This is a genomic window from Mycobacterium sp. 1274756.6 (assembly GCF_001668625.1).
Lineage (GTDB): Bacteria > Actinomycetota > Actinomycetes > Mycobacteriales > Mycobacteriaceae > Mycobacterium.
In genome coordinates, this window is sequence record NZ_LZLJ01000005.1 from 1 (window position 1) to 25677 (window position 25677).

Annotated in this window: 25 protein-coding genes; 11 read left to right on the forward strand and 14 right to left on the reverse strand. The window is 70.8% G+C overall.

The window, feature by feature from the left end:
- Both A5643_RS00575 and A5643_RS00580 read right to left on the reverse strand, forming a co-directional pair.
- Window positions 1–1003 (reverse strand): alpha-(1->3)-arabinofuranosyltransferase domain-containing protein (locus A5643_RS00575; RefSeq protein WP_197497608.1); only part of this gene is annotated, 1003 nt, incomplete at its 3' end.
- 22 nt (window positions 1004–1025) lie between these two features.
- Window positions 1026–1199 (reverse strand): DUF2613 domain-containing protein, encoded by a 174-nt coding sequence (locus A5643_RS00580; RefSeq protein ID WP_066851082.1) that lies wholly within the window; start codon window positions 1197–1199, stop codon window positions 1026–1028.
- A gap of 127 nt (window positions 1200–1326) precedes the next feature.
- On the opposite strand from A5643_RS00580, the gene A5643_RS00585 reads away from it, so the two are divergent.
- Both A5643_RS00585 and A5643_RS00590 read left to right on the forward strand, forming a co-directional pair.
- On the forward strand, window positions 1327–2523 hold the full coding sequence (locus A5643_RS00585; protein WP_082948628.1) for a glycoside hydrolase family 3 N-terminal domain-containing protein: 1197 nt from the start codon (window positions 1327–1329) through the stop codon (window positions 2521–2523).
- A 50-nt stretch (window positions 2524–2573) separates the two neighbouring features.
- Window positions 2574–3191: a TetR/AcrR family transcriptional regulator gene (locus A5643_RS00590; protein ID WP_066851083.1), complete on the forward strand. Its 618-nt coding sequence runs from the start codon at window positions 2574–2576 to the stop codon at window positions 3189–3191.
- A 13-nt stretch (window positions 3192–3204) separates the two neighbouring features.
- Here the strand turns inward: A5643_RS00590 and A5643_RS00595 are convergent, their stop codons facing one another.
- The 3 genes from A5643_RS00595 to A5643_RS00605 all read right to left on the reverse strand — a co-directional run bounded on the left by A5643_RS00595 (window position 3205) and on the right by A5643_RS00605 (window position 5824).
- Entirely contained in the window at window positions 3205–3531 is a 327-nt protein-coding gene (locus A5643_RS00595) for a hypothetical protein (RefSeq protein WP_066851118.1), read from the reverse strand.
- Between the two features lie 74 nt (window positions 3532–3605).
- A complete protein-coding gene (locus tag A5643_RS00600) occupies window positions 3606–4460 on the reverse strand; it encodes a MaoC/PaaZ C-terminal domain-containing protein (RefSeq protein WP_066851084.1) in 855 nt (284 codons plus the stop codon).
- Complete coding sequence (locus A5643_RS00605; RefSeq protein WP_066851085.1) at window positions 4460–5824, reverse strand: 3-oxoacyl-ACP reductase; 1365 nt, start codon at window positions 5822–5824, stop codon at window positions 4460–4462. Before A5643_RS00605 ends, A5643_RS00600 begins: the two co-directional genes overlap by 1 nt.
- A gap of 149 nt (window positions 5825–5973) precedes the next feature.
- Between A5643_RS00605 and A5643_RS00610 the strand changes: the two genes are divergently transcribed.
- The 3 genes from A5643_RS00610 to A5643_RS17950 all read left to right on the forward strand — a co-directional run bounded on the left by A5643_RS00610 (window position 5974) and on the right by A5643_RS17950 (window position 8950).
- Complete coding sequence (locus A5643_RS00610; protein WP_082948629.1) at window positions 5974–7389, forward strand: acetyl-CoA C-acetyltransferase; 1416 nt, start codon at window positions 5974–5976, stop codon at window positions 7387–7389.
- A gap of 204 nt (window positions 7390–7593) precedes the next feature.
- Complete coding sequence (locus A5643_RS00615; RefSeq protein WP_066851086.1) at window positions 7594–8514, forward strand: TIGR03564 family F420-dependent LLM class oxidoreductase; 921 nt, start codon at window positions 7594–7596, stop codon at window positions 8512–8514.
- Between the two features lie 142 nt (window positions 8515–8656).
- Window positions 8657–8950, forward strand: a complete 294-nt coding sequence (locus tag A5643_RS17950) for a hypothetical protein (RefSeq protein WP_156628411.1) — start codon at window positions 8657–8659, stop codon at window positions 8948–8950.
- A 75-nt stretch (window positions 8951–9025) separates the two neighbouring features.
- Here the strand turns inward: A5643_RS17950 and A5643_RS00620 are convergent, their stop codons facing one another.
- On the reverse strand, window positions 9026–10861 hold the full coding sequence (locus A5643_RS00620; RefSeq protein WP_066851087.1) for an acyl-CoA dehydrogenase: 1836 nt from the start codon (window positions 10859–10861) through the stop codon (window positions 9026–9028).
- 331 nt (window positions 10862–11192) lie between these two features.
- Between A5643_RS00620 and A5643_RS00625 the strand changes: the two genes are divergently transcribed.
- Window positions 11193–11681 (forward strand): flavin reductase family protein, encoded by a 489-nt coding sequence (locus A5643_RS00625; protein ID WP_066851088.1) that lies wholly within the window; start codon window positions 11193–11195, stop codon window positions 11679–11681.
- 25 nt (window positions 11682–11706) lie between these two features.
- Here the strand turns inward: A5643_RS00625 and A5643_RS00630 are convergent, their stop codons facing one another.
- The 5 genes from A5643_RS00630 to A5643_RS00650 all read right to left on the reverse strand — a co-directional run bounded on the left by A5643_RS00630 (window position 11707) and on the right by A5643_RS00650 (window position 16257).
- Window positions 11707–12453: a succinate dehydrogenase/fumarate reductase iron-sulfur subunit gene (locus tag A5643_RS00630; RefSeq protein WP_066851089.1), complete on the reverse strand. Its 747-nt coding sequence runs from the start codon at window positions 12451–12453 to the stop codon at window positions 11707–11709.
- A 1-nt stretch (window position 12454) separates the two neighbouring features.
- The gene (locus A5643_RS00635) at window positions 12455–14371 is read right to left on the reverse strand and encodes a fumarate reductase/succinate dehydrogenase flavoprotein subunit (RefSeq protein WP_066851090.1); all 1917 of its coding nucleotides are present in this window, start codon (window positions 14369–14371) and stop codon (window positions 12455–12457) included.
- 60 nt (window positions 14372–14431) lie between these two features.
- On the reverse strand, window positions 14432–15271 hold the full coding sequence (gene sdhC / locus A5643_RS00640; RefSeq protein ID WP_066851091.1) for a succinate dehydrogenase subunit SdhC: 840 nt from the start codon (window positions 15269–15271) through the stop codon (window positions 14432–14434).
- Between the two features lie 95 nt (window positions 15272–15366).
- Complete coding sequence (locus A5643_RS00645; RefSeq protein WP_066851092.1) at window positions 15367–15660, reverse strand: Rv0250c family protein; 294 nt, start codon at window positions 15658–15660, stop codon at window positions 15367–15369.
- A 156-nt stretch (window positions 15661–15816) separates the two neighbouring features.
- The gene (locus A5643_RS00650; RefSeq protein ID WP_066851093.1) at window positions 15817–16257 is read right to left on the reverse strand and encodes an Hsp20/alpha crystallin family protein; all 441 of its coding nucleotides are present in this window, start codon (window positions 16255–16257) and stop codon (window positions 15817–15819) included.
- Between the two features lie 219 nt (window positions 16258–16476).
- Between A5643_RS00650 and nirB the strand changes: the two genes are divergently transcribed.
- The 5 genes from nirB (at window position 16477) to A5643_RS00675 (ending at window position 22346) form a co-directional block, all read left to right on the forward strand.
- Window positions 16477–19014, forward strand: a complete 2538-nt coding sequence (nirB, locus tag A5643_RS00655; protein WP_082948630.1) for a nitrite reductase large subunit NirB — start codon at window positions 16477–16479, stop codon at window positions 19012–19014.
- Window positions 19015–19017: 3 nt separating this feature from the next.
- Complete coding sequence (nirD, locus tag A5643_RS00660; RefSeq protein WP_066851094.1) at window positions 19018–19398, forward strand: nitrite reductase small subunit NirD; 381 nt, start codon at window positions 19018–19020, stop codon at window positions 19396–19398.
- Between the two features lie 82 nt (window positions 19399–19480).
- Window positions 19481–19816: a cupin domain-containing protein gene (locus A5643_RS00665; RefSeq protein ID WP_066851095.1), complete on the forward strand. Its 336-nt coding sequence runs from the start codon at window positions 19481–19483 to the stop codon at window positions 19814–19816.
- A gap of 137 nt (window positions 19817–19953) precedes the next feature.
- Complete coding sequence (locus A5643_RS18510; protein WP_066851096.1) at window positions 19954–20850, forward strand: universal stress protein; 897 nt, start codon at window positions 19954–19956, stop codon at window positions 20848–20850.
- Window positions 20847–22346, forward strand: coding sequence for a bifunctional aminoglycoside phosphotransferase/ATP-binding protein (locus tag A5643_RS00675; protein ID WP_231995394.1), 1500 nt, complete (start codon window positions 20847–20849; stop codon window positions 22344–22346). Before A5643_RS18510 ends, A5643_RS00675 begins: the two co-directional genes overlap by 4 nt.
- On the opposite strand, the gene A5643_RS00680 is transcribed toward A5643_RS00675, so the two are convergent.
- The 3 genes from A5643_RS00680 to A5643_RS00690 form a co-directional block, all read right to left on the reverse strand.
- Complete coding sequence (locus A5643_RS00680) at window positions 22329–23015, reverse strand: sirohydrochlorin chelatase (protein WP_066851097.1); 687 nt, start codon at window positions 23013–23015, stop codon at window positions 22329–22331. The genes A5643_RS00675 and A5643_RS00680 overlap by 18 nt on opposite strands.
- Window positions 23012–24148 carry a uroporphyrinogen-III synthase gene (locus A5643_RS00685; RefSeq protein WP_066851098.1) on the reverse strand — a complete coding sequence of 379 codons (1137 nt, stop codon included), beginning with the start codon at window positions 24146–24148 and terminating at the stop codon, window positions 23012–23014. The genes A5643_RS00680 and A5643_RS00685 overlap by 4 nt, the downstream gene beginning before the upstream one ends.
- 87 nt (window positions 24149–24235) lie before the next feature.
- A complete protein-coding gene (locus A5643_RS00690; RefSeq protein WP_066851099.1) occupies window positions 24236–25651 on the reverse strand; it encodes an MFS transporter in 1416 nt (471 codons plus the stop codon).
- Window positions 25652–25677: the final 26 nt, after the last annotated feature.

Sequence of the window (25677 nt, forward strand, 5' to 3'; positions counted from 1 at the left end):
CGGCGCCCAGCAGCACCACCCCCACCAGCAGCATCACCACCAGCCGCCCGGCCGGCGCGGTGCGGCGCCGCGCCAGCAGCACCAGCCCGGCCAGCCCGGCCGCGGCCACCAGCACCGTGGCCAGCACGTACACCGGGCCGGTGACCAGCGACGTGCCGGCGGTGGCGTCGGGGGCGACGAACGGGGTCCACGCGGCGGTGCCGCGCAGCATCTCGGTCAGCGACGTCCACTGGGTGGTGACCCCGGAGGATTCGATGAAGTCCAGGAACGGCGGGCTGATACGGCCCAGCAGCAGCAGCGCGCTGACCCACCAGGTGCTGGCCAGCACCAACGCCAACACCCACCAGCCGGTGAAACGCCACCAGCGGCGGTTGGGTCGATGGCAGGCCCACCAGATCAGCGCGGGCAGGCCACCGGCCAGCGTGGCGACGGCGTTGACCGCCCCCATCAGCGCCACCGCGAGCCCGGCCTGACCGGCCAGCACCGACAACCGGCGCCCGGACCGGCCGTCCAGCGCCAGGATCACCGGCAGCAGCACCCACGGCGCCAGCATCATCGGCAGCGTCTCGGAGGAGATCGAGCCCAGCGTGGTCAGCACCCGCGGGGACAGCGCGAACGCGGCCGCGGCCAGCACCCGCGAGGTGGGCGAGCCGATCCGCAGCGCCTCGGCCACCCGCAGCAGCCCCCAGAACCCGACGGTCAGCAGCAGCGCCCACCACAGCCGCTGGGTGATCCAGCCGGGCACGCCGAGCACGTCACCGGCCAGGAAGAAGGCGCCGTGCGGGAAGAGGTAGCCGTAGGCCTGGTTCTGGGCTTGCCCGAACGGCAGCTCACTGCTCCACAGGTTGGTGGCCCGGGACAGGAAGCGCAGCGGGTTGGCGGTGAGGTCGAGTTTGGTGTCGGGCGAGATCTGCCCCGGCGCTTGAAGCAGGCAGCACGCCAGCGAGATCGTGCCGACCAGCCACAGCCACCGGCGCGACAACGGTGTCGGCGGGGCCGGCACCGGCGCGGCGGGTGCGCTCAGGTCAGCTGCGGTCGCCGTACTCAACCCGGTTGAGCACCGACGACTGCGGGTCACCCCCGGCGAGCTGCGGTTTGGTGTCCTGCTGCACCATCAAGGTGATCCCGAAGATCGCGGCGGCACCGAGCAGCAGACCGACCACGACACTCGCCGCGGCGGGTACGACGAACCGCTGCATAGTCAGGCTCCTAGACGTCGACCGATCGGGGTTACCCCGCTCGCCAAACTAGCACGAGCCGGCCGCGCCACGCGGGAGGTGACGGGGGCTGCCCGGCCGGGCGGGCGCTGCATGACACGATGGGGCGATGATCGCACGCCCGACACCCGCCCCCCGGCCCCGGTACGCCCGTCTGCTTGTCGGGTTGGCGGCGTTGCCCGCCCTGGTGATGGCGTGCTCGGCGCCGCCGGCCGAGGCGCCGCCCGCCCCGTCGGCGCCGGTGCCCGCGCCGGCCTCCACCGACTCGCCGCTGGCCGACCCGGCCGCCCCGTGCGGGGACGTGACGGCGCTGCCGGTGCGCGACAAGCTCGCCCAGCTGCTGATGGTCGGGGTGCGCGACGCGGCCGACGCCCGCGCGGTGGTGGCCGACCACCATGTCGGCGGCATCTTCATCGGCAGCTGGACCGACCTGTCGCTGCTCACCGACGGCTCGTCGCTGCCCGACATCAAGGCGCAGGCCGGTCCGGTGGCGCTGGCGGTCAGCGTCGACGAGGAGGGCGGCCGGGTGTCGCGGCTGTCGTCGCTGATCGGGTCGTCCCCGTCGGCGAAGGTGCTGGCGCAGAACAACAGCCCCGAGGCGGTGTACCAGATCGCGCTGGAGCGGGGCCGCAAGATGCACGACCTGGGCATCACCATCGACTTCGCCCCGGTGGTCGACGTCACCGACGCCGCCGACGACACCGTCATCGGCGACCGCTCGTTCGGCTCCGACCCGCAGCGGGTCACCGAGTACGCCGACGCCTACGCCCGGGGCCTGCACGACGCCGGGCTGATGCCGGTGCTCAAACACTTCCCCGGCCACGGCCACGGCAGCGGGGACACCCACACCGGGGCGGTCTCCACCCCGCCGCTGTCGCAGCTGCAGGACAGCGACCTGGTGCCCTACCGCAGCCTGGTCAACCAGCACGGCTCCGCGGTGATGATCGGGCACCTGCAGGTGCCCGAGCTGACCGGCTCGGACCCGGCCAGCCTCAGCCCGGCGGCGGTGAACCTGCTGCGCCAGGGCGGCGGCTACGGCGGCCCGCCGTACAACGGGGTGATCTTCACCGACGACCTGTCCTCGATGGCGGCGATCAACGCCCGCTTCGGGGTGCCCGAGGCGGTGCTGCGCGCCCTGCAGGCCGGGGTCGACGTGGCGCTGTGGGTCACCACCGACGAGGTGGCCGCGGTGCTCGACCACCTCGAGGCCGCGGTGGAGCGCGGCGACTTCCCGGAGGCGGCGCTGAACAACGCCGTGCAGCGGGTGGCCGGCGCGAAAGGCGCGGGTCCGGCCTGCGCGGGCTGACCAGGCTTTACCCTTAGGTGCGGCAGGCGGACGAGCGCGGAAGGGGAGCCATGGCGGGAACCAAACGGTTGCCGCGCGCCGTCCGCGAACAGCAGATGCTCGACGCCGCGGTCGAGATGTTCTCGATCAACGGCTACCACGAGACCTCGATGGACGCGATCGCGGCCAAAGCCGAGATCTCCAAGCCGATGCTGTACCTGTACTACGGCTCCAAGGAGGAGTTGTTCGGCGCCTGCCTGGACCGCGAACTGAAGCGGTTCATCGCGGCGGTGCGCGAGGACATCGACTTCGACCAGCCGGCCAAGGGCCTGCTCGCCGACACCATCCACACCTTCCTGCACTACATCGACACCAACCGGGCCTCGTGGATCGTGCTGTACACCCAGGCCACCAGTTCCCAGGCGTTCGCCCACACGGTGCGGGAAGGCCGTGAGCAGATCATCGACCTGGTCACCCGGCTGCTGCGGGCGGGCACCCGCAACCCCGAACCGGGTGAGGATTTCGAGTTGATGGCGGTGGCGCTGGTCGGCGCGGGGGAGGCGGTCGCCACCCGGGTCAGCACCGGGGACACCGATGTCGGTGAGGCCGCGTCGCTGATGAGCAACCTGTTCTGGCGCGGCCTGAAGGGCACCCCGCCCGAGCCCGGGCCGCAAGACCCGGCCGGTTAGGGCGAACCGGGGCTCACTGCAGGGCGTGCGGGCACATGTTGCGCTGCAGGATGTCGAGGTAGACGTTCGGGTCGGGGGCCGGCGCCACCCCGGAGCCGACCGGGAACTGCGAGCCCACCACCTCCGGCGGCACCCCGTCGCGCAGGTCCCGGCAGGCCAGGAAGGCCTGCTGGAGCACGTAGGGCACGGCGTCGGTGTGGATGAACACCCCGGCGGCGCGCAGGTCGCTGAGGTAGGTGTACTCGTTGGCCTGCGCGACGCCGGCCCCGGCGAACAGCCCGCCCAGCGCCAACCCGGCCGCGGCCGCCCCGACGACGACTCCGGTACGCAACGTCTGCATCATGTGTCCTTCCACCCGCGAGCATTATCCCCGGCCGCCGCGCGACGCGGGGTGAAATGGCCGTTGCGGCGGTGCTACAGCGCGGTCACTGTGCCGGTCAGGTGCGGGTAGCCCTTGGCGACGTTGCGCAGCGCCACCTCCCAGCCGTCGTCGGTGCGCTCGGTGTACAGCCCCACCGTGGCGGGCAGCAGCACCGGCTTGCCGAACCGCACCGAGTACCGCACCTGCTCGGGCAGCCGGGCCTCGATGTTGGCCAGCGCCGCCGCGGCGGTGAACATGCCGTGGGCGATCACGGTGGGGAACCCGAACAGTTTCGCCCCGATCGCGTTGGTGTGGATCGGGTTGTGGTCCCCGCCCACCGAGGCGTAGCGGCGGATCTGACCGGGGGAGATACGCAGCAGCGCCGGCGCCGGCGCCAGCTTGGGTTGCTTGACCGGCGGCGGTTTCGGCTGGTCGGAGAGGCTGGTGCGCTGCTGGTGCAGGAACGTGGTCACCTGGTGCCAGGCCGGCTCGTTGCCGACACTGACCTCACTGATGATGTCGACCAGCAGGCCCTTGCGGTGTTCCCGCAGGTTCTCCGCGTGCACCGCGACGCCGACGGTGTCGTTGACCCGGATCGGCCGGTAGGCGGTGATGTGGTTCTCGGTGTGCACCGAGCCCATCGCGGCGAACGGGAAGTCGAACCCGGTCACCAGCGACATCACCGTCGGAAACGTCAGCACGAACGGGTAGGTCAGCGGCACGGTGTCGCGGTAGCGCAGGCCGGTCACGTCGGCGTAGGCGGCCACGTGCGCCCGGTCGATGGGCAACGCGTCGATGCGCACGGTGCGGTCGGGCAGCGCGTCGCCGCGCGGCACGAACGGCAGCGCCCCGGCCACCGCGCGCAGCATGTTGGTCAACGCGCTCGGCTGTGGTGTCTGCTCGGTCATCAGGCCCCCAACATCGCCTGGCCGCAGACCCGGATCGTGGTGCCGGTGACGGCGCCAGAAGCCGGGCTGGCGAAGAACGCGATCGCTTCGGCGACGTCGACCGGCTCACCGCCCTGGAACAGCGAGTTCAGCCGGCGCCCCACCTCCCGGGTGGCCAGCGGGATCGCCGCGGTCATGTCGGTCTCGATGAAACCGGGCGCGACCGCGTTGATCGTGATGTCCTTCTCGGCCAGCACCGGCGCCAGCGCCTGGGTCAGCCCGATCATCCCGGCCTTGGTGGCCGCGTAGTTGGTCTGGCCGCGGTTACCGGCGATCCCGGCCATCGACGACAGCCCGATCACCCGGCCGCCCGCGCCGATCGCGCCGGCGTCGACCAGCCCCTCGGTGAGCCGCTGCGGGGCGAGCAGGTTCACCGCGACGACCGCGTCCCAGCGGGCGTCGTCCATGTTGGCCAGCAGCTTGTCGCGGGTGATACCGGCGTTGTTGACCAGGATGTCGGCCTTGCCGTCGTAGTGCTCGCGCAGATGCGCGGTGATGCGGTCGACCGCGTCGTCGGCGGTGACGTCCAGCGCCAGGGCGGTGCCACCCACCTTGGCGGCGGTCTTCTCCAGCGCCTCGGAGGCCGCGGCGACGTCGATCGCCACCACCTTCGCGCCGTCCCGGGCGAACACCTCCGCGATGGTCGCGCCGATCCCGCGGGCGGCACCGGTGACGATCGCGACCTTGCCGTCCAGCGGCTTGTCCCAGTCGGCGGGGGCGGTCGCCTCGCCGGCGCCGACGTAGAACACCTGCCCGTCGACGTAGGCGGATTTGGCCGACAGGATGAACCGCAGCGTCGACTCGGCGCCGGAGATGCCGGTCTTGGCGGCGGGTGACAGGTACACCAGCGCCACCGTCGCGCCGCGGCGCAGCTCCTTGCCCAGGGAGCGGGTGAAGCCCTCCAGGGCGCGCTGGGCGATCCGCTCGTCGACGTTCTCGACCTCGTCGGGGGTGCTGCCGACGACCACCACCCGGCCCGAGGCGCCCAGGTTGCGCAGCAGCGGGGTGAAGAAGTCGTGCAGGGCCTTCAGCCCGGCCGGCTCGGTGATCCCGGTGGCGTCGAACACCAGCCCGCCGAACGAGTCGGCCCAGCGTCCGCCGAGGTTGTCGGCGACCAGGTCGTAGTCGTCGGCCAGGGCGTCGCGCAGCGGTTCGACGACCCGGCCCTCCCCGCCGATCAGCAGCGAGCCGGCCAGCGGCCGGTCCCCGGGGCGGTAGCGGCGCAGCGTCTCGGGCTGCGGGACGCCGAGTTGTTTGGCCAGGAAAGATCCGGGTGCGGAGTTGACGACCTGCGAGAACAGGTCGGAGGGAAGCTTGGGCGCCACTGAACTGCCTTCCGTGTCGGGCGTATCGTGTACTACAACGAACTTACTCCAGAGTAAGAACAGTGGGTAGTATGACCCGACGTCGGCCATCGCTACCCCGGCTGACATGTGGCCCGCCCGCACCGACAACACCGACCATCGGAGAGACCATGGCCCCCACCGAGCCCACCCCGAAAGCCGCGAAAACCGCGAAAACCGCCCAGGCCGCGAAAGCTCCGAAAGCCACCGCCAAAGCCGCCCCGAAAGAAACGCAGCCCGTCACCGAGCGGCGGCGCGTCGCCATCCTGGGCGGCAACCGCATCCCGTTCGCCCGCTCCGACGGCGCCTACGCCGAGGCGTCCAACCAGGACATGTTCACCGCGGCCCTCGACGGGCTGGTCGACCGGTTCGGTCTGGCCGGTGAGCGCCTCGACGCGGTGATCGGCGGCGCGGTGCTCAAGCACAGCCGCGACTTCAACCTCATCCGCGAATGCGTGCTCGGCTCCAAACTGTCCTCCTACACTCCCGCCTTCGACCTGCAGCAGGCCTGCGGCACCGGCCTGCAGGCGGCGATCAGCGCCGCCGACGGGGTGGCCGCCGGGCGCTACGAGGTCGCCGCGGCGGGCGGGGTGGACACCACCTCCGACGCGCCGCTGGAGGTCGGCGACCAGCTGCGCAAGACGCTGCTGGCGCTGCGTCGGGCCAAATCCAACGTCCAGCGGCTGAAGCTGGTCGCCAAACTGCCGGCCACCCTCGGTGTGGAGATCCCCGCCAACCAGGAGGTGCGCACCGGGCTGTCGATGGGTGAGCACCAGGCGATCACCACCAAGGAGATGGGGATCAAGCGCACCGACCAGGACGAGTTGGCCGCCGCCAGCCACCGCAACATGGCCGCCGCCTACGACCGCGGCTTCTTCGACGACCTGGTCACCCCCTTCCTGGGGCTCTACCGCGACAACAACCTGCGCCCGGACTCCAGCGCGGAGAAGCTGGCCACCCTGCGCCCGGTGTTCGGGGTGCGCTCCGGTGACGCCACCATGACCGCCGGAAACTCCACCCCGCTGACCGACGGCGCGTCGGTGGCGCTGCTGGCCAGCGAGGACTGGGCCAAGGCGCACAACCTGACCCCGCTGGCCTACTTCGTCGACGCCGAGACCGCCGCGGTGGACTACGTCAACGGCGCCGACGGGCTGCTGATGGCGCCGACCTACGCGGTGCCGCGGCTGCTGGCCCGCAACGGCCTCACCCTGCAGGACTTCGACTTCTACGAGATCCACGAGGCGTTCGCCGCCACCGTGCTGTGCCACCTGGCCGCCTGGGAATCCGAGCAGTACTGCACCCAGCGGCTGGGGCTGGACCAGGCGCTGGGCGCCATCGACCGCGCCAAGCTCAACGTCAACGGCTCCTCGCTGGCGGCCGGGCACCCGTTCGCGGCCACCGGCGGCCGCATCCTGGCCCAGACCGCCAAGATGGTGGCCGAGGCCAAGGCGCAGCGGACCGGCGCGGCCAAGAACAGGCCGGTCCGGGCGCTGATCTCGATCTGCGCCGCGGGCGGCCAGGGGGTCGCCGCGATCGTGGAAGCCTGAGAGCCCCGAACGGTTTTGTAACGCCGACGACGGGTTACCCGATACACAGGGCGCTCCGTGTTGGTCATCGAACCCCCGACCCGATGACTACGCGGAGCGTTCCGCTGGGGGCCGTCGTCGGGATGAGGGGATCCGGCGGCGGCCCGCCGGCGGTTCCGGTCGCTCCGACCCGGGCTTCTTCCGCCCCGGCTTAGGGTTGAGTCCATGCAGGTGAGCATTCTGGGCACGGTCGGCGGCGGCGAAGCTCCGGTGGATGCCACGGTGGGTCGCTTCGCCGGGCTCAAACAAGAGGGTTTCCGCCGCATCTGGGTGCCGCAGCTGCCCCACGAGCCGGACCTGATCACGATGCTGGCCGTGGTGCTGCGCGAGGTCGATGACATCGAGGTCGGCACCGGGGTGCTCCCGATCCAGAACCAGCACCCGATGCTGCTGGCGCAGCGGGCGCTGACCCTGTCGTTGATCAGCGGGGGGCGGTTCCTGCTCGGGCTGGGCATGACTCACCAGGCGGTCACCGAAGGCATGTGGGGCATTCCGTGGGACCGGCCGGTGCGTCGGCTGCGCGAATACCTCGACGGGTTGCAGCCGCTGCTGGCCGGCGAGCGGGCCGAGGCGGCCGGCGAGACCGTCACCACCCGCGGCCAGCTGCAGATCAGCGGCGCGCCACCGCCGCCGGTCTACGTCGCGGCGCTCGGTCCCCAGCTGCTGCGGCTGGCCGGCCGGCGCAGCGCGGGCACCATCACCTGGATGACCGGGCGGAAAACGCTGACCGACCACGTCGGGCCCACTTTGCGTGACGCCGCGGCCGAGGCCGGGCGTCCGCCCGGCGCGGTGCGGGTCGTCGCCTGCATCCCGGTCAGCGTCACCGACGACGTCGACTCCGCCCGCGCGGTCGCCGCCGAACAGTTCGCCGTGTACGGCTACCTGCCCTCCTACCGGGCCGTGTTGGACCGGGAGGGCTTCCGCGCACCCGAGGAGATCGCGCTGGTGGGCGACGAGGACACCGTCGCCGAGCAGATCACGGCGTTCGCGGCGGCCGGCGTCGACGAGTTCGTCGGGGTGGTCTTCGACCCGGCTGCGGAGGGCCGGGCCCGCACCCGCGCGCTGCTGCGCCGGCTCGACGGCTGAGGCGATACCCCCTGAAATCGACGTCGAGATCGGCCTATACCCCGAAAAATCGGGTTATCGGGCCGCCACGGCGTCGATTTCAGGGATGACCGCCCGGACCGGCCGCGGCAGACGGCGTGCGCGCCTGCTTGGATAACCCACCATGGCCAACACACCTCCGCAATCTCCGCAGCAGCCCACCCAGCCGGGCTACCTGCCCCCGCAGTCGCGATCGCTGACAAAGCCCACCGCGGTCTTGGCGTTGGCGATCCTGGGCGCCGGCCTGCTGGCCTGGCATCCGTGGGCCCAGCCCGACCCGGCGACCAGGCCCTCGCTCCACGAGCCGGCCACCATGGAAGTCCAGTTCGACAGTTCCGGGCAAGCCTCCGGAGCAGTCAAATGCTATTCGTCCGAGGCGGGTGGCCTGTCCTGCGTATATGTGCCTGCTGTGCGGTAGCACCGATCCGGCAGCCCGAACGCAACGGGCCCCCGAGGATCGCCCGGGGGCCCGTCGTGCACTGCGCGGGTTCGGTCAGAACGCCGCTTCGTCGAGCTCCATGATCTCGTTGTCCAGGGTCTCGATGACCTGGCGGGTGCTGGAGAGCAGCGGCAGGACGTTCTTGGCGAAGAACGACGCCACCGCGATCTTGCCCTCGTAGAAGGCCCGGTCCTCGTCGCTGACCCCGGCGTCGAGCGCCTCCACGGCCACCGCCGCCTGGCGCTGCAGCAGCCAGCCGATCATCAGGTCACCGACGGCCATCAGGAACCGCACCGAGCCCAGCCCCACCTTGTAGATGCTGGTGACCTCCTCCTGGGCGGCCATCAGGTAGCCGGTGAGCGCGGCGGCCATGCCCTGGATATCGGCCAGCGCGGTGCCCAGCAGCTCACGCTCGGTCTTGAGCCGCCCGTTGCCGGACTCGCTCTTGACGAACGCCTCGATCTGGCCGGCGACGTGCCCGAGCGCCACACCCTTGTCCCGGACGATCTTGCGGAAGAAGAAGTCCTGGGCCTGGATGGCGGTGGTGCCCTCGTACAGCGAGTCGATCTTGGCGTCGCGGATGTACTGCTCGATCGGGTAGTCCTGCAGGAAGCCCGAGCCGCCGAGGGTCTGCAGGCTCTCGGTGAGCTTGGCGTAGGCCTGCTCGGAGCCGACCCCCTTGACGATCGGCAGGAGCAGGTCGTTGACCTTCACGGCCAGTTCCGGGTCGATGTCGTGCACCGCGGTCGCCACCTCGGCGTCCTGGTAGGTGCCGGTGTACATGTACAGCGCGCGCAGCCCCTCGGCGTAGGCCTTCTGGGTCATCAGCGAGCGCCGCACGTCCGGGTGGTGGGTGATGGTGACCCGCGGCGCGGTCTTGTCGGTCATCTGGGTCAGGTCGGCGCCCTGCACCCGCTCCTTGGCGTACTCGAGTGCGTTGAGGTAGCCGGTGGACAGCGTCGCGATCGCCTTGGTGCCGACCATCATGCGGGCCTGCTCGATCACCTCGAACATCTGCGCGATGCCGTCGTGCACCTCGCCGACCAGCCAGCCCTTCGCGGGCACGCCGTGCTGACCGAAGGTCAGCTCACAGGTGGTGGAGACCTTCAGGCCCATCTTGTGCTCGATGTTGGTGACGAACACGCCGTTGCGCTCACCCATCTCGCCGGTCTCGAAGTCGAACAGCACCTTCGGGACGAAGAACAGCGACAGGCCCTTGGTGCCCGGGCCTGCGCCCTCGGGGCGGGCCAGCACCAGGTGGAAGATGTTCTCGAACAGGTCGTCGGAGTCGGCGGAGGTGATGAACCGCTTCACCCCGTCGATGTGCCAGGTGCCGTCGTCCTGCTGGACCGCCTTGGTGCGGCCGGCGCCGACGTCCGATCCGGCGTCGGGCTCGGTGAGCACCATGGTGGAGCCCCAGCCGCGTTCGGCGGCGGTGACGGCCCACTTCTTCTGCTCGTCGGTGCCGAGGTGGTAGAGGATGTTGGCGAAGCCGGCGCCGCCGGCGTACATCCAGACCGCCGGGTTGGCGCCGAGGATGTGCTCGTTGAGCGCCCACATCAGCGCCTTGGGCATCGGCATGCCGCCGAGCTCCTCGTCGAGCCCGGCCTTGTCCCAGCCGGCCTCGATGACCGCGCGCACCGAGGCCTTGAACGACTCCGGCAGGGTCACGCTGTGGGTTTCCGGGTCGAACACCGGCGGGTTACGGTCGCCTTCGACGAACGACTCGGCGATCGGGCCTTCGGCCAGCCGGGCCATCTCGGTGAGCATGTCGCGGGCGGTCTCGACGTCCAGGTCGGCGTAGGCGCCCTTGCCGAGCGCCTTGTCGACACCGAGGACTTCGAACAGGTTGAACACCTGGTCACGGATGTTGCTCTTGTAGTGGCTCACGGACTTCCTCCTCGATGAGAGCGCCACTTGACGGTTGGGTACTCGGGCTAAGTTACCCACCAGTAACGACCCTCAAGGTAACCGGTGGGTAACTTCGGCGCAAGCTGACCGGCAAAATTGTTACCTAGCCCAAACCAACCGGTTGGCTGTGATCCGTTCCGGCGTCGCGAATAGCTCGGTGACCTGCGGGAATCGAGTCGTTCGAGCCGCGGGCGCCGAGCCGGGCGGCTGGTTATCCGGGCAGCTGCGGCGGGTAGGGTACGGACAGACCTCCCGACCATGTCGACGTGGGTGTTGAAGAACCTGAAGAACCTGCTGTGGAAGAAGCTGAGTGAGTACCCCCAGTGAGCTGAGTCCGGCGGCGCTGCGCGAGGCGTTCGGGCACTTTCCCTCCGGTGTCATCGCCATCGCCGCCGAGGTCGACGGGGCCCGGGTCGGCCTGGCGGCCAGCACCTTCGTTCCGGTGTCGCTGGAGCCGCCGCTGGTGTCGTTCTGCGTGCAGAACTCCTCCACCACCTGGCCGCGGCTGCGCGACCTGCCGGTGCTGGGCATCAGCGTCCTCGGCGAGGCGCACGACACCGCGGCGCGCACCCTGGCGGCCAAGACCGGCGACCGCTTCGCCGGCCTGGAGACCCAGTCGAGCGCCACCGGCGCGGTGTTCATCAAAGGCACCAGCGTCTGGCTGGAGAGCGCGATCGAACAGTTGATCCCCGCCGGGGATCACACCCTGGTGCTGCTGCGGGTCAACGACATCACTGTGCACCCCGACGTCGCGCCGATCGTGTTCCACCGCAGCGCCTTCCGTCGGCTGCGCGGCTGACCGGACCTGATCGCGGGGCGGGCCGCTAGCGGCGGAACAGTTTGTTGCCCAGCCACACGATCGGGTCGTAGCGGTGGCCGGCGACACGCTCTTTCATCGGGATGATCGCGTTGTCGGTGATCTTGATGCCGGCCGGGCAGACCTCGGTGCAGCACTTGGTGATGTTGCACATGCCCAGCCCGGCGTCGTCCTGGGCGAGGTCACGCCGGTCGCCCTGGTCGAGGGGATGCATCTCCAGCTCGGCGATCCGGATGAAAAAGCGCGGCCCGGCGTAGTTCTTCTTGTTGTCCTCGTGGTCGCGGATCACGTGGCACACGTCCTGGCACAGGAAGCACTCGATGCATTCCCGGAACTCCTGGGACCGTTCGACGTCGCGCTGGTCCATCCGGTACTCGCCGGGCGCGAGACCGGCGGGCGGGGTGAACGACGGGATCTCGCGCGCCTTCTCGTAGTTGTAGGAGACGTCGGTGACCAGGTCGCGGACCACCGGGAAGGTGCGCATCGGGGTGACGGTGACGACCTCGTCGGGGTCGAACGTCGACATCCGGGTCATACACATCAGCTTCGGGTGGCCGTTGATCTCCGCCGAACAGGAGCCGCACTTGCCGGCCTTGCAGTTCCAGCGCACCGCCAGGTCGGGGGTCTGGGTGGCCTGCAGCCGGTGGATGACGTCGAGCACCACTTCGCCCTCGTTGACCTCGACGGTGAACTCCTCGAGGGCGCCGCCGTCCTCGTCGCCGCGCCAGACCTGAAACGTCGCGTCGTAGCTCATGTCAGCTTCTCCGTCCTGGGTGATCGGCCAGTTCGTCGTCGGTGAAGTACTTCTCGAGCTCGTCGATCTCGAACAGCTCCAGCAGGTCCTCGCGCACCGGGGTCTGGGACTCCCGGGTGACGTCGACGTCGGGCACCACCGCGTTGTCGCCGGTGGTGCGGCACACCAGCAGGGTGCGACGCCACTCGGCGTCCATCGCCGGGTAGTCGTCGCGGGTGTGCCCGCCGCGGCTCTCGGTGCGCTCCAGCGCCGCCTTGGCCACGCACTCGCTGATCAGCAGCATGTTGCGCAGGTCGACCGCCAGGTGCCAGCCCGGGTTGAACTGGCGGTGCCCCTCCACGGCGATGTTGGCGAAGCGGGCCTTGAGCTCCTCGAGCTTGGCCAGCGCCTGCCGCATCTCGTCGGCCTTGCGGATGATGCCGACGAGTTCGTTCATCGCCTCCTGCAACTCGGTGTGCAGCGTGTAGGGGTTCTCCGGGCGGGTGGTGCCGGTCGGGCCGTTGAACGGCGCCAACGCCAGCTTCGCGGCGGCGTCGACGGCGACCGGGTCCACCTGCGGCCGGCTGTCCAGCTTGTCGACGTAGTCGGCCGCGCCCAGCCCGGCGCGCCGGCCGAACACCAGCAGGTCCGACAGCGAGTTGCCGCCGAGCCGGTTGGAACCGTGCATCCCGCCGGAACACTCCCCGGCGGCGAACAGCCCCGGCGTGGTGGCGGCCCCGGTGTCCGGGTCGACCTCGATGCCCCCCATCACGTAGTGACAGGTCGGCCCGACCTCCATGGGCTGCTTGGTGATGTCGACCTCGGCGAGCTCCATGAACTGGTGGTACATCGACGGCAGCCGCCGGGTGATCTCCTCGGGCGTGAGCCGCGAGGCGATGTCGAGGTAGACCCCGCCGTGCGGGGAGCCGCGGCCCGCCTTCACCTCGGAGTTGATCGCGCGGGCCACCTCGTCGCGGGGCAGCAGGTCCGGGGTGCGCCGGGCGGAGTCGTTGTCCTTGAGCCACTGGTCGGCCTCGTCCTCGGTCTCGGCGTACTGGCCTTTGAACACCGGCGGGATGTAGTCGAACATGAACCGGGCGCCCTCGGAGTTCTTCAGCACCCCGCCGTCGCCGCGCACGCCCTCGGTGACCAGGATGCCCTTGACGCTGGGCGGCCAGACCATCCCGGTGGGGTGGAACTGGATGAACTCCATGTTGATCAGGCTCGCCCCGGCCCGCAGGGCCAGCGCGTGCCCGTCGCCGGTGTACTCCCAGGAGTTCGACGTCACCTTGAACGACTTGCCGATCCCGCCGGTGGCCAGCACCACCGCGGGCGCCTCGAACAGGATGAACCGGCCGGACTCGCGCCAGTAGCCGAAAGCCCCGGCGATGCGGTCGCCGTCTTTGACCAGCTCGGTGATGGTGCACTCCATGAACACCTTGATCCGGGCCTCGTAGTCGCCGTACTCGGCCTTGTCCTCCTGCTGCAGCGAGACGATCTTCTGCTGCATGGTGCGGATGAGTTCCAGCCCGGTGCGGTCACCGACGTGGGCCAGCCGCGGGTAGGTGTGGCCGCCGAAGTTGCGCTGGCTGATCCGGCCGTCCTTGGTGCGGTCGAACAGCGCCCCGTAGGTCTCCAGCTCCCACACCCGGTCGGGGGCCTCCTTGGCGTGCAACTCGGCCATCCGCCAGTTGTTGAGGAACTTGCCGCCGCGCATGGTGTCACCGAAGTGAACTTTCCAGTTGTCCTTGTCGTTGACGTTGCCCATCGAGGCGGCGCAGCCACCCTCGGCCATCACGGTGTGGGCCTTGCCGAACAGCGACTTGCACACCACCGCGACCCGCAGGCCGCGCTCGCGGGCTTCGATCACCGCGCGCAACCCCGCGCCGCCGGCACCGATCACGACGACGTCGTAGGCGTGCCGTTCGACTTCAACCATGAACCCTCACTTGTCCTGTCGTTGCTGGGCCGGCATCGGCGGCGAGCGCCGCGACGCCGCTCACCCGATGAACCGGAAGTCGGTGATGGTCCCGCTGGAGACCATCCAGACGTAGAAGTCGGTGAACGCCAAGGTGCCCAGCGTGATCCAAGCGAACGTCATGTGCCGGGCGTTGAACCAGGACACCTTGGTCCACAGCCAGTAGCGCACCGGATGCTTGGAGAAGTGCTTGAGCCGTCCGCCGATGACATGCCGGCAGGAGTGGCAGCCACCGGTGTAGGCCCACAGCAACGCCACGTTGGCCACCAGGATGATGTTGCCCAGCCCGAAGCCGAATCCGCCCTGCCCGTTGTTGGCGTCCGCGGAGTAGAAGGCGGCCGCCGCGTCATAGGTGTTGAGCAGCAGGATCGCCGACGCCAGGTAGAAGAAGTAGCGGTGGCCGTTCTGGAAGATCAGCGGGAAGCGGGTCTCGCCGGTGTAGCCCTTGCGGGGCTCGGGCACCGCGCAGCCGGTCGGGGACTGCCACACCGAGCGGTAGTAGGCCTTGCGGTAGTAGTAGCAGGTGACCCGGAACGCCAGCAGGATCGGCAACACCAACATGCCCAACGGGATCCAGGGCGGGAAGTGCCCGAACCACACCCCCAGGTGGCTGGCGTTGGGCACGCAGGAGGCGCTGATGCACGGCGAGTAGAACGGCGTCAGGTAGTGGTAGTCGTCGACCCAGTAGTCGCGTCCCCAAAACGCGCGCACGGTCGCGTAGAGGATGAACGCGCCGAGACCGAGGTTGACCAGCAGCGGCTGCAGCCACCACCGGTCGGTGCGCAGCGTGCGGCGGTCGAGTTGGGCGCGTTCGGCGGAGAAAACACCGGTGGCGCGGCGGGTCACGGCGGGTGCGCTCATAGAAAGTGATCCTCTTCACGTGGGCTGTTCGGAGGATACTCAAATCACCGGGAGGCCCGTGGTGGAATGCGCGCCACTAGCGCTGGAGCGCGGTCTCAGAAGCGGGAGCCGCCCAGCCCCTCGTCGTCGACATCACGCCAGAACTCGATGTCGTATTCGGTGTCGGGGATGGTGATCTTCTCTTCGGGGTGGGTGGCCGCCCAGCGGCTGAGGTCCAGTTCGTCCAGGTCGGCGTCGAGCAGTTCGGCATCGGCGACCAGCCGGTCGATGTCGGCGACGATGCGCCGCATCCCGGGGACGTCGGCGTAGCGCGTCTTGAGCGCCGAAAGGCTGCGGCGCAATCCACCGATCAGGTCGTACAGCTCGGTGAATTCGGTGGGGCGAGACAACAGAGCTCCTAGCGGCCGAAGGTGTCATGGATCACACTACGGCACCCAGGGTAAGGCCGCCGGGCTAACCGCGAAAGGAAATGCGGCGGGGCGGTTGCGCCCCGCCGCATCTCGAAAGCGGCGGCCGATCCGGACCGGCGCCGGATCGCCGGGGGGTTACTTGGTGATCGCGATGCGCTTGGGCTCCGACCCCGCGTAGGCGCCGGTCACCCGGACGCTGAGCACCCCGGCGTCGTAGGACGCCGCGACCGCGTCACCGGTCACGTGCTCGGGCAGCCGGAAGGTGCGGCGGAACGATCCGTAGCGGACCTCCCGCAGGGTGCGGCCATCGGTCGCCTCGGCGTGCTCGTCGCGGCGTTCGCCGTGGATGACCAGCTGACCGCCGTCCACCTCCACGGTGACGTCCTTCTCGACGTCCACGCCGGGCAGCTCCAGCCGGACTACCGCGTCCTCGCCGTCCCGGATGATCTCGGCGGCCGGGTGGAAGCCGGCGTCGACGGTGACCGGCTTCAGCCAGCCGGCGCCCTCACCGAAGAAATCGTGGACCCAGCGGTCGACGTCGAACGCCGGGCGCGACCACAGTGTCAGGTTGCTCATGGTTGTCTCCTTTGTTTCCACAGCTGGTGTTCGCTTGTCGGGGACCGGCCCGGTGCCGGCCTCCGCCCCGTGCAACTTGAGTCGACCACGCTAAAGTCCCGGGGCGTGTTCGCCCACCGCGAACAACCTCACCGGCGGCCAACCGGGCTGTGAGCAGACCGTCATCGCGCCGTCACACGAGGCGACACGACCGCAACACCGCCTTCTTAACCTGCGAACATGGTCCGCAACGGGAACAGCACACGGAAGTTGGTGGTCGTCGGCCACGGCATGGTCGCGCACCGGCTGATCGAGGCGTTGCGCGCCCGCGACGACACCGGCCGCTGGCGCGTCACCGTCCTCGGCGAGGAAGCGCACGCCGCCTACGACCGCGTCGGCCTCACCGGCTACACCGAGCACTGGGACCGGGCGCCGATGGCGCTGCCGGGCAACTCCTACCCCGGCGACGACCGGGTGCGGTTGCACCTGGGCAGCCGCGCCGTCGCCGTCGACCGGGCCGGCAAAACCGTCGTCACCGCCGCCGGTGACCGACACGGCTACGACACCCTCGTGCTGGCCACCGGGTCGGCGGCGTTCGTGCCGCCGGTGCCCGGCCACGACCTGCCCGGCTGTCACGTCTACCGCACCCTCGATGACCTCGACGCGATCCGCGCGACCGCGGCACGGGCCGCCGGCCGCGCCGGGGTGGTCGTCGGCGGGGGCCTGCTGGGTTTGGAGGCGGCCAACGCGCTGCGCGGCATGGGAGTGCAACCGGTGGTCGTCGAGCGCGCACCGCGGCTGATGGCCCAGCAACTCGACCAGGGCGGCGGCGCGGTGCTGGCCCGGCTCATCGCCGACCTCGGCATCGACGTGCGGGTGGACACCGGCACCGCGGAGATCGCCCCGCAACCCGACGGTGCGGGTCTGCGGGTGCGCCTGACCGACGGCGCCACCATCGACGCCGGGCTGGTGATCTTCGCCGCCGGCATCCGGCCCCGCGACGAACTGGCCCGCGCCGCCGGACTGCGCACCGCCGAGCGCGGCGGGGTGCTCACCGACCGCGCCTGCCGCACCAGCGACCCCGACATCTACGCGATCGGGGAGGTCGCCGCCGTCGAGGGCCGCTGCTACGGGCTGGTCGCCCCCGGCTACGCCACCGCCGAGGTGGTGGCCGACCGCCTACTCGGCGGCGCCGCCGCCTTCCCCGGCGCCGACACCGCCACCAAGCTGAAACTGCTCGGGGTGGACGTCGCCAGCTTCGGCGACGCGCTCGGGGAGCACCCGGACAGCCTGGCGGTCACCGTCAACGACGCGGTCCACCGCACCTACGCCAAACTGGTGCTCTCCGACGACGCCGAGACCCTGCTCGGCGGGGTGCTGGTCGGCGACGCCTCCTCCTACGGGGTGCTGCGCCCGCTGGTGGGCGCCCGGCTGCCGGGGGACCCGATGGCGTTCATCGCCGCCGGCCCGGGCGGCGACGGCGCCGCGCCGGGAGTGGCCGCGCTACCCGAGACCGCCCAGATCTGCTCCTGCAACAACATCAGCAAGGGCGAGATCACCGCCGCCATCGCCGGCGGGTGCAGCGACGTGCCCGCGCTGAAGGCGTGCACCGGCGCGGGCACCGCGTGCGGTTCCTGCGTGCCCCTGCTCAAACAGTTGCTCGAGGCCGAAGGCGTCGAGCAATCCACGGCGCTGTGCGAGCATTTCGCCCAGTCGCGGGCCGAGCTGTTCGAGATCGTCAGCGCCACCGGCATCCGGACCTTCTCCGCCCTGGCGGAACGCTTCGGGACCGGAACCGGCTGCGACATCTGCAAACCCGTGGTCGCCTCGATCCTGGCCTCGACCGGGTCCGACCACATCCTCGACGGCGAACAGGCCGCCCTGCAGGATTCCAACGACCACTTCCTGGCCAACATCCAACGCAACGGCAGTTATTCGGTGGTGCCGCGGGTCCCCGGCGGGGAGATCACTCCCGAACACCTGATCCTGATCGGCCAGATCGCCCAGGACTTCGGCCTGTACACCAAGATCACCGGCGGGCAGCGCATCGACCTGTTCGGCGCCCGCGTCGACCAGTTGCCCGCGATCTGGGCCCGGCTGGTGGACGCCGGCATGGAATCCGGTCACGCCTACGGCAAGGCCCTGCGGACCGTCAAAAGCTGTGTGGGCAGCCGCTGGTGCCGCTACGGGCAACAGGACTCCACCCGGCTGGCCATCGACCTGGAGCTGCGCTACCGCGGTCTGCGGGCCCCGCACAAGATCAAGATGGGCGTGTCGGGCTGCGCGCGCGAATGCGCCGAAGCCCGCGGCAAGGACGTCGGGGTGATCGCCACCGAGACCGGCTGGAACCTCTACGTGGGCGGCAACGGTGGCATGACACCGGCGCACGCCCGACTGCTCGCCGGTGACCTGGACACCGACACCCTCATCCGCTACATCGACCGCTTCCTGATGTTCTACATCCGCACCGCCGACCGGCTGCAGCGCACGGCGCCGTGGATCGAGTCCCTCGACGGCGGCCTCGACCACCTGCGCGACGTCGTCTGCCACGACTCACTCGGCCTCGCAGCGGATTTCGAGGACGCCATGGCCCGCCACATCGCCGGCTACCAGTGCGAATGGAAAGGGGTGCTCGACGATCCGGAGAAGCTGGCCCGGTTCGTGTCCTTCGTCAACGCCCCCGACGCCGTCGACCCGACGGTGTCGTTCACCGAGGACGACGGTCGCAAGATCCCGGCCCCGATCGGGATGCCGCGACTGCGTGAGAGGGAGGAGTAGATCATGACCCTGCTGGACACCGGCCGGTTCGACACCGCCGACGACACCACGGTCTGGACCGTCGTCTGCCGCTACGAGCAGCTGATTCCCGGCCGCGGCGTGGGGGTGCTGCTCGACGACGGCGCGCAGGCCGCGCTGTTCCGGCTCGCCGACGACTCGGTGCACGCGATCGGCAACATCGACCCGTTCTTCGGCGCCGGGGTGCTCTCCCGCGGCCTGGTCGGCGACCGCGGGGGCCGCACCGTGGTGGCCTCGCCGCTGAAAAAACAGCACTTCGCCCTCGATGACGGGTCCTGCCTCGACGATCCGCGGGTGGCGGTGCCGGTGTACGCCGCCCGCGTCACCGACGACGGCCTGGTGGCGGTCGGGCGCACCGGCGCTTAATCGGCCAACTGTGCCGCGACCACGGCGTCGCAGCGGTAGCCTCGGAGCCACACCGCTCCCACGACGGATCGAAGCGACGCCGATGAACAAATTCTCGTTGACAGCAATGGCTCGCGATCAGTTGCAGCGAGCCAGGACCGAGGCCAGTGGGCGGCGCGCCGAGACGGTGTTCGGCGGCCACGAGCACACCTTGCGCCAGACCCTCATCGCGCTGGCCAAGGGCCGGGTCCTCGACGACCACACCACCCTCGACGATGCCACCCTGCAGGTGCTCACCGGGCGGGTGCGGCTCAGCGCGGGCGCCGATGAGTGGATCGGCTGGGTCGGTGACCTGCTGATCATCCCCGACGCGGTCCACGGGCTGGAGGCGCTGGAGGACTCGGTCGTGCTGTTGACCGTGGCCAAGAAGCGCCGCTGAGCCGACCGGCCGCCCGGTCGGCCGCCGCGCGCACCCCCGCCGGGTACAAAGGGAAGAGGAGCCGGCCGGCCCCCGAGACCGCCTAGCGTGCACACCGGGTGCCCACAAGCGTGCCGCCGAGGGAAGGGGATGCCGAGATGTCTGCGACCCAACGAGGAATCGTGGTCGGGTTCGACGGATCGGGCCCCGCGCGAGCCGCGCTGCGCTGGGCGGTCGACGCGGCGCTGCGGCACCAGTCGGCGCTGACGGTGGTTCTCGCGATCACCGTCGCGCAGGTCGAAGCGCAGGCGATCGCCTGGGAGGTCGACGCCAGCCCGGTCTCGCTGCGCGAACCCTACGAGCGGGAGGCCCGCCGGGTGCTCGGTGAGGCGGTGGAGGTCATCGAGGCCAGCACCGGGTCGGGGCCACGACCGGAGGTGCGCACCGAGACCATCTGGGCGCAGCCGGTGCCCACCCTGGTGCACATGTCCAAGGACGCCGACCTGGTGGTGGTCGGCTCCCGCGGCCTCGGGGCGGTGCGGCGCACCCTGGTCGGGTCGGTCAGCGCCGGGTTGATCCAGCACGCCCGGGGTCCGGTCGCGGTCATCCACGGCGACGACGAGCGCGGCGAGGCCGCCGCCGGGTTGCCGGTGCTGGTCGGTGTCGACGGCTCCCGGGCCTCCGAGCTGGCCACCGAGATCGCCTTCGCCGAGGCGTCGGTACGCGGCGTCGGGCTCACCGCGCTGCACGCCTGGCACGACGCCGACCTCGTCGGGGTGACCGGCGACGAATGGTCGGACCTGGTCACCCGCGGCGAGCAGGTGCTCGCCGAGCGGCTGGCCGGCTACCAGGAGCGTTATCCCGACGTCGCGGTGCGGCGGGTGGTGGTCTGGGGGCAGCCGACCCACCACCTGCTCGAGCAGGCCGAGGCCGCGCAGCTGATCGTGGTGGGCAGCCACGGCCGCGGCGGCTTCACCGGCATGCTGCTCGGCTCGGTCAGCCGCGCCGTGGTGCACGCCGCGGAGATCCCGGTGATCGTCGCCCGGCGGCCGTGACCGCCGCCGCCGACAGCGGTCCGGGCGGCAGTGCCTCGCACCGCCCACCACAGATCCACGAAACCCATTCGGGCATCGTCGTTCTCGTCGGAGACCGGGCGTACAAAGCCAAAAAGCCGGTCACCACCGAGTTTTTGGACTTCTCCACCGTCGACAAGCGCGAGCGGGTCTGCGCCCGCGAGGTCGAACTCAACCGGCGCCTGTCGCCGAGCAGTTACCTGGGGGTGGCGCACCTGTCCGGCCCGGACGGCGGGCCGGCCGAACCGGTGATCGTGATGCGCAGGCATCCCGACTCCGCCCGCCTCGCCGCGATCGTGTCGGCCGGCGAACCGGCCGATGACCTGCTGGACGCGATCGCGGGCGCCCTGGCCGGATTCCACGACAGTGCCGAACGCGGCCCGGCGATCGACCGGCAGGGCACGGTGGCGGCGGTGCGGGCGCGCTGGCACGCCAATCTCAGTGAGCTGGACCCGTTTTCCGGCGAAGTCGTCGCACCGGAGCTGCTGGCCGAGATCGCCGCGCTGGCCGACCGCTATCTGGACGGGCGGACCACGCTGTTCGAGCGGCGCATCGCCGATGGCCGCATCGTCGACGGTCACGGCGATCTGCTCACCGACGACATCTTCTGCCTGCCCGACGGGATCGAGATCCTCGACTGTCTCGAATTCGACGACACCTTGCGCCACGTCGACGTCATCGACGACATCGCCTTTTTGGCAATGGATCTGGAATTCCTCGGCCGCCGCGATCTGAGCGACGTCCTGCTGCAGCGCTACCGCAGCCACTCCGGCGACCGGTCGCCGCAGTCGCTGGCCGGCTTCTACGTCGCCTACCGCGCCCTGGTGCGGGCGAAAACCGACTGCGTCCGGTTCGGCCAGAGCCATGCCGGGTCGCGCTCGGCCGCGCACGCCCATCTCGAGATCGCCGCGGCCCGGCTGCGGGCGGCCACGGTGCGGCTGACCCTGGTCGGGGGCGGGCCCGGGACCGGCAAGACCACACTGGCGCGGCTGCTCGCCGACCGGGTCGGCGCCCGGGTCATCTCCACCGACGAGGTCCGCAAGGACCTCGTCGGGCAGGGGCGCATCGCCGGTGCCGCCGGGGCCCGGGATGCGGGGCTGTACGAACAAGGGCAGGTGGCCGCCGTCTACGACGAGATGCTGCGGCAGGCGCGCGGGCTGCTGAGCGCCGGTGTGGCGGTGATCCTCGACGGCACGTGGCGCGACCCCGCCCAGCGCGACCGCGCCCGCCGGCTTTCCGCGGAGTCGCACGCGGCCCTGATCGAACTGCACTGTGTCGCCGCGGCGGACGTCGCCGCGCAGCGGGTCGCGGGGCGGCAGTCCGATCACCCGTCCGATGCGACCGCCGAGTTGGCCCGGCAACTGGCGGTCGACGACTGGGCCGATGCGCACCGCATCGACACCGGCGGGCGGGTCGAGGACGCGGTGGCCGCTGCGGAGCAGTGCTGGCACCGGGCCGTATCACGCGGCAGCCGGTAGCGGGGCGCGCCGGAACAAGTCGGCGACCAGCGCGGCCAGCTCCGGTCGATGTGCCAGCGGCGCGGTCACCACGTCGGCGCCCGCGGTGTGCAGCCGGTCTTGGAACAGCCCCTCGGCCAACAGGTAGGACACCACCGTGACCGGCGCGTCCGGTGCGTCCCGGCGCGCGCCACGGACGGCCTCGGCCACCGACGGCCTGCCGGTGGCGGCGAACGCCAGCCGCACCGGGCTGGCCAGCCGCGCGGCCAACAGGGCGGTGGTCCGGTCCAGGTCGGCACGGGCCACCGGATCGGAACTGCCCGCCGCGGCCAGCACCAACGGCTCGCCGCACCGCCAGCCGCTGTCGGCGGTTTGGGCGGCCAGCAGCGACACCAGCGCCGGACCCGGACCCAGCGCCGGAGTCACCGTCACCTCGGGGTGCCCACTGGCGACGATCTGTGCGGGCAGGTCGGCGCGGACGTGGTAGCCGCGGGACAGAAACGCCGGAACCAGCATCGCGGGAGCCGGGCCGAGCCCGGTCAGCACGTCCGCCGGGGTCGGCCCGACCACATCGACGAAGGCGACGTGTACCGGGGCGTTGAGCAACGCGCTGACGCCGTCGGCGAGGCCGCCGATCGTGCTCCGACCCGCGGCGTGGCGGCAGCCGTGGGCCACCAGGATCCGGTTCATGCCGCACCGCACCGCGCGTCGACCGCCAGCCGGTATCCGCGCTTGACGACGGTGCTCACGATCTCGCGGTCGCCCAGGGCGGTCCGCAGCCGCAGCACCGCGGTCTCCACCGCGTGGGTGTTGCTACTGGTTCCGCGCAGGGCTCGCAACAACTCCGCGCGGCTGACCACCGCGCCGGGCTGCCGGGCCAGCACGCGCAGCGCCGCCATCGCCGACGGCGGAACCGATCGAGCGGCACCGTCGACCGTCACGGCGCCGTTGCGGATCTCGATGACGTGGCCGGCCGCGTGCACGACGCGCGGGGCCAGCCGGGGCAACTCCTCGGCGATATGGCGGGCGAATGCGCCCAGCCGGGATCGCTCCGGGCAGGAGACCGGAACCTGCCTGCGCGCCAGGGGCTTGGCGCAGTGCGGCCCGATACAGAACGCGAACACGTCGCGGCGCAGCGCATCCTGGACGGTGTCGGCGAGCCCGAGTTCGCCGGCGCGGGCCCAGAACGCCATCGCGGCTGCCGCCGAGGTGAACGCGACCGCGTCGAGGCGACGCCGGCCGATCTCGGCGATGGTCCGGTCGAGTGGGCCGTCGGGTGCAGGCACCGTCCACGCATAGGTGCGGAGCACCGTCACCTGCGCCCCCGCGTCGCGGAGAACCGAGATCAATTCCGGTGCCGGGTCGCGACCGTCGGCCGCGCCGTGCACCTGCACCGCGATGCGCCGGTCCGCGACGCCGCGGGCCAGCAGGTGGTCGAGCAGGGCGGCGGACGATTCCGAAGGCGGTGTCCAGTGCTCGCGCAGGCCCGCGGCGCGCAACGCGCCGGTCGCTTTGGGTCCGCGCGACAGGATGCGGGCTCCGGCGAGTGCGGTCAGCAGGTCGCCGGCCAATCCCCAACCGTCCGCGGCGGCGATCCAGGCCCGCAGGCCCAGCCCGGTGGCGGCGACGAACACCTCCGGCGGCGCCGCGATCAGCGCGCTGGTGTTGCGGTGCAGCTGCGCGTCGTCGGGCAGCGCCATCATCTCGATCGCCGGAGCGACGCTCACCACCGCGCCGGCGCGGCTGAGCAGCGCGCCCAGTTCCGCGACGCGATGGGCAGCGGTCACCGCGATCCGGTAGCCGGCAAGCGGGCCTCGACTCATGTATCCGGTTTATGCGCGCGGCATTTCCGTTGTGTTACACGGCAGTTGCCGCGTCGTTGCGCCGGGCGCACGGCCCTGCGAGGTCGGTCACAGCAACGCGGGAACCGGCTCCGGCTCACGGGCCTGCGGTGCCGGGTTCGGCGACCGGCGCACGTACCGGAACCAGGTCAGGGCTGCGGCGACCGCGTAGAAAGCCAGGAAGATCCCGTACGCGGTGGTCTCCGAACCGGTGCTGGCGTAGGACTGGCGCAGCGTCAGGTCGATTCCGACCCCGCCCAGGGCGCCGACGGTGGAGGCGAACCCGATCAACGCCCCGGCGTGGGTGCGCGCCCAGTGCTGACGGTCCGCATCGCTGAGATCCAGTGTGCGGCTGCGGTCCTCGAACACCGACGGGATCAGCTTGAACACCGACCCGTTGCTCATGCCGGCCAGCACGAACAGCGCGATGAACCCCACGACATAGCCGATCATGGTGTAGGTGTGGGTGGCGCCGTAGACGTGATTGGGGCCGTGCATGTAGTCGTCGTGGACGCTCAAGGCCACCAGCAGCCCGGTCGCGGCGATCATGCCGGTGAACACCGCCAGGCTGACCCGGCCGCCGCCGAGCCGATCGGCGAGCTTGCCGCCGGCGACGCGCGCCAACCCGCCCAACAGCGGTCCGAGGAAAGCGATCTGGGCCACGTGCAGCGACACCTGCGCCGCGGATTGACCGGAGCTTTCGAAGTTGACGTGCAGCACCTGGCCGAAGGCGAACACGAAACCGATCCAGGAGCCGAACGCGCAGGTGTACAGCAGCGTGACCAGCCAGCTGTCGGGCACGGACAGGATCGAGCGGATGTGACCGACCTCGATGCTGTGCTCGAGGTTGTCCATGAACAGGGCCGCGGCGACCGCCACCGCGGCCAGCACCACCAGGTACACCGCGCACACCCAGTAGGGGGCACGGTTGCCCGCGGTGGCCAGCACCAGCAACCCCACCAGCTGGATTCCGGCCACCCCGAGGTTGCCGAAACCGGCGTTGACCCCCAACGCCACGCCCTTGAGCCGCTGCGGATAGAACGCGTTGACGTTGGCCAGCGACGCCGAGTAGTTACCGCCGCCGAGACCGGTCAGCGCCGCGCAGAGCGCGTAGGGCCACAGCGGCAGGCCCGGATGGTCGAGCAGGACCAGGGTCCAGGCGGTGGGGACCAACAGGATCAGCGCGGAGAACACCGTCCAGTTCCGGCCGCCGAACTTCGCCAGCCCCAGCGTGTACGGGATTCGGGCACACCCGCCGACGAAGGTGGCGACCGCTCCCAGCAGCAGCTTGTCGCCGGCCGAGAAGCCGTAGACGCTCTCGGGCATGAACAGCGCCATCACCGCCCACAGCGACCAGATCGAGAACGCGGCGTGATCGCCGGCGACCGTGCAGATCAGGTTGCGTCGCGCGATCCGCTTGTTGCCGGCCTCCCAGGCGATGATGTCCTCGGGGTCCCAGTGCTCGATGCGGTGTCTGCTGGCCATGCACTCTCCTCGCGGTCGACTCCCGG

Bases quoted from the DNA above. Each gene is read 5' to 3' on its own strand.
- A5643_RS00580 (WP_066851082.1), bottom strand. From the start codon at position 1,199: ATGCAGCGGTTCGTCGTACCCGCCGCGGCGAGTGTCGTGGTCGGTCTG.
- A5643_RS00585 (WP_082948628.1), top strand. From the start codon at position 1,327: ATGATCGCACGCCCGACACCCGCCCCCCGGCCCCGGTACGCCCGTCTG.
- A5643_RS00590 (WP_066851083.1), top strand. From the start codon at position 2,574: ATGGCGGGAACCAAACGGTTGCCGCGCGCCGTCCGCGAACAGCAGATG.
- A5643_RS00595 (WP_066851118.1), bottom strand. From the start codon at position 3,531: ATGCAGACGTTGCGTACCGGAGTCGTCGTCGGGGCGGCCGCGGCCGGG.
- A5643_RS00600 (WP_066851084.1), bottom strand. From the start codon at position 4,460: ATGACCGAGCAGACACCACAGCCGAGCGCGTTGACCAACATGCTGCGC.
- A5643_RS00610 (WP_082948629.1), top strand. From the start codon at position 5,974: ATGGCCCCCACCGAGCCCACCCCGAAAGCCGCGAAAACCGCGAAAACC.
- A5643_RS00615 (WP_066851086.1), top strand. From the start codon at position 7,594: ATGCAGGTGAGCATTCTGGGCACGGTCGGCGGCGGCGAAGCTCCGGTG.
- A5643_RS17950 (WP_156628411.1), top strand. From the start codon at position 8,657: ATGGCCAACACACCTCCGCAATCTCCGCAGCAGCCCACCCAGCCGGGC.
- A5643_RS00630 (WP_066851089.1), bottom strand. From the start codon at position 12,453: ATGAGCTACGACGCGACGTTTCAGGTCTGGCGCGGCGACGAGGACGGC.
- A5643_RS00635 (WP_066851090.1), bottom strand. From the start codon at position 14,371: ATGGTTGAAGTCGAACGGCACGCCTACGACGTCGTCGTGATCGGTGCC.
- sdhC (WP_066851091.1), bottom strand. From the start codon at position 15,271: ATGAGCGCACCCGCCGTGACCCGCCGCGCCACCGGTGTTTTCTCCGCC.
- A5643_RS00650 (WP_066851093.1), bottom strand. From the start codon at position 16,257: ATGAGCAACCTGACACTGTGGTCGCGCCCGGCGTTCGACGTCGACCGC.
- nirB (WP_082948630.1), top strand. From the start codon at position 16,477: ATGGTCCGCAACGGGAACAGCACACGGAAGTTGGTGGTCGTCGGCCAC.
- nirD (WP_066851094.1), top strand. From the start codon at position 19,018: ATGACCCTGCTGGACACCGGCCGGTTCGACACCGCCGACGACACCACG.
- A5643_RS00665 (WP_066851095.1), top strand. From the start codon at position 19,481: ATGAACAAATTCTCGTTGACAGCAATGGCTCGCGATCAGTTGCAGCGA.
- A5643_RS18510 (WP_066851096.1), top strand. From the start codon at position 19,954: ATGTCTGCGACCCAACGAGGAATCGTGGTCGGGTTCGACGGATCGGGC.
- A5643_RS00680 (WP_066851097.1), bottom strand. From the start codon at position 23,015: ATGAACCGGATCCTGGTGGCCCACGGCTGCCGCCACGCCGCGGGTCGG.
- A5643_RS00685 (WP_066851098.1), bottom strand. From the start codon at position 24,148: ATGAGTCGAGGCCCGCTTGCCGGCTACCGGATCGCGGTGACCGCTGCC.
- A5643_RS00690 (WP_066851099.1), bottom strand. From the start codon at position 25,651: ATGGCCAGCAGACACCGCATCGAGCACTGGGACCCCGAGGACATCATC.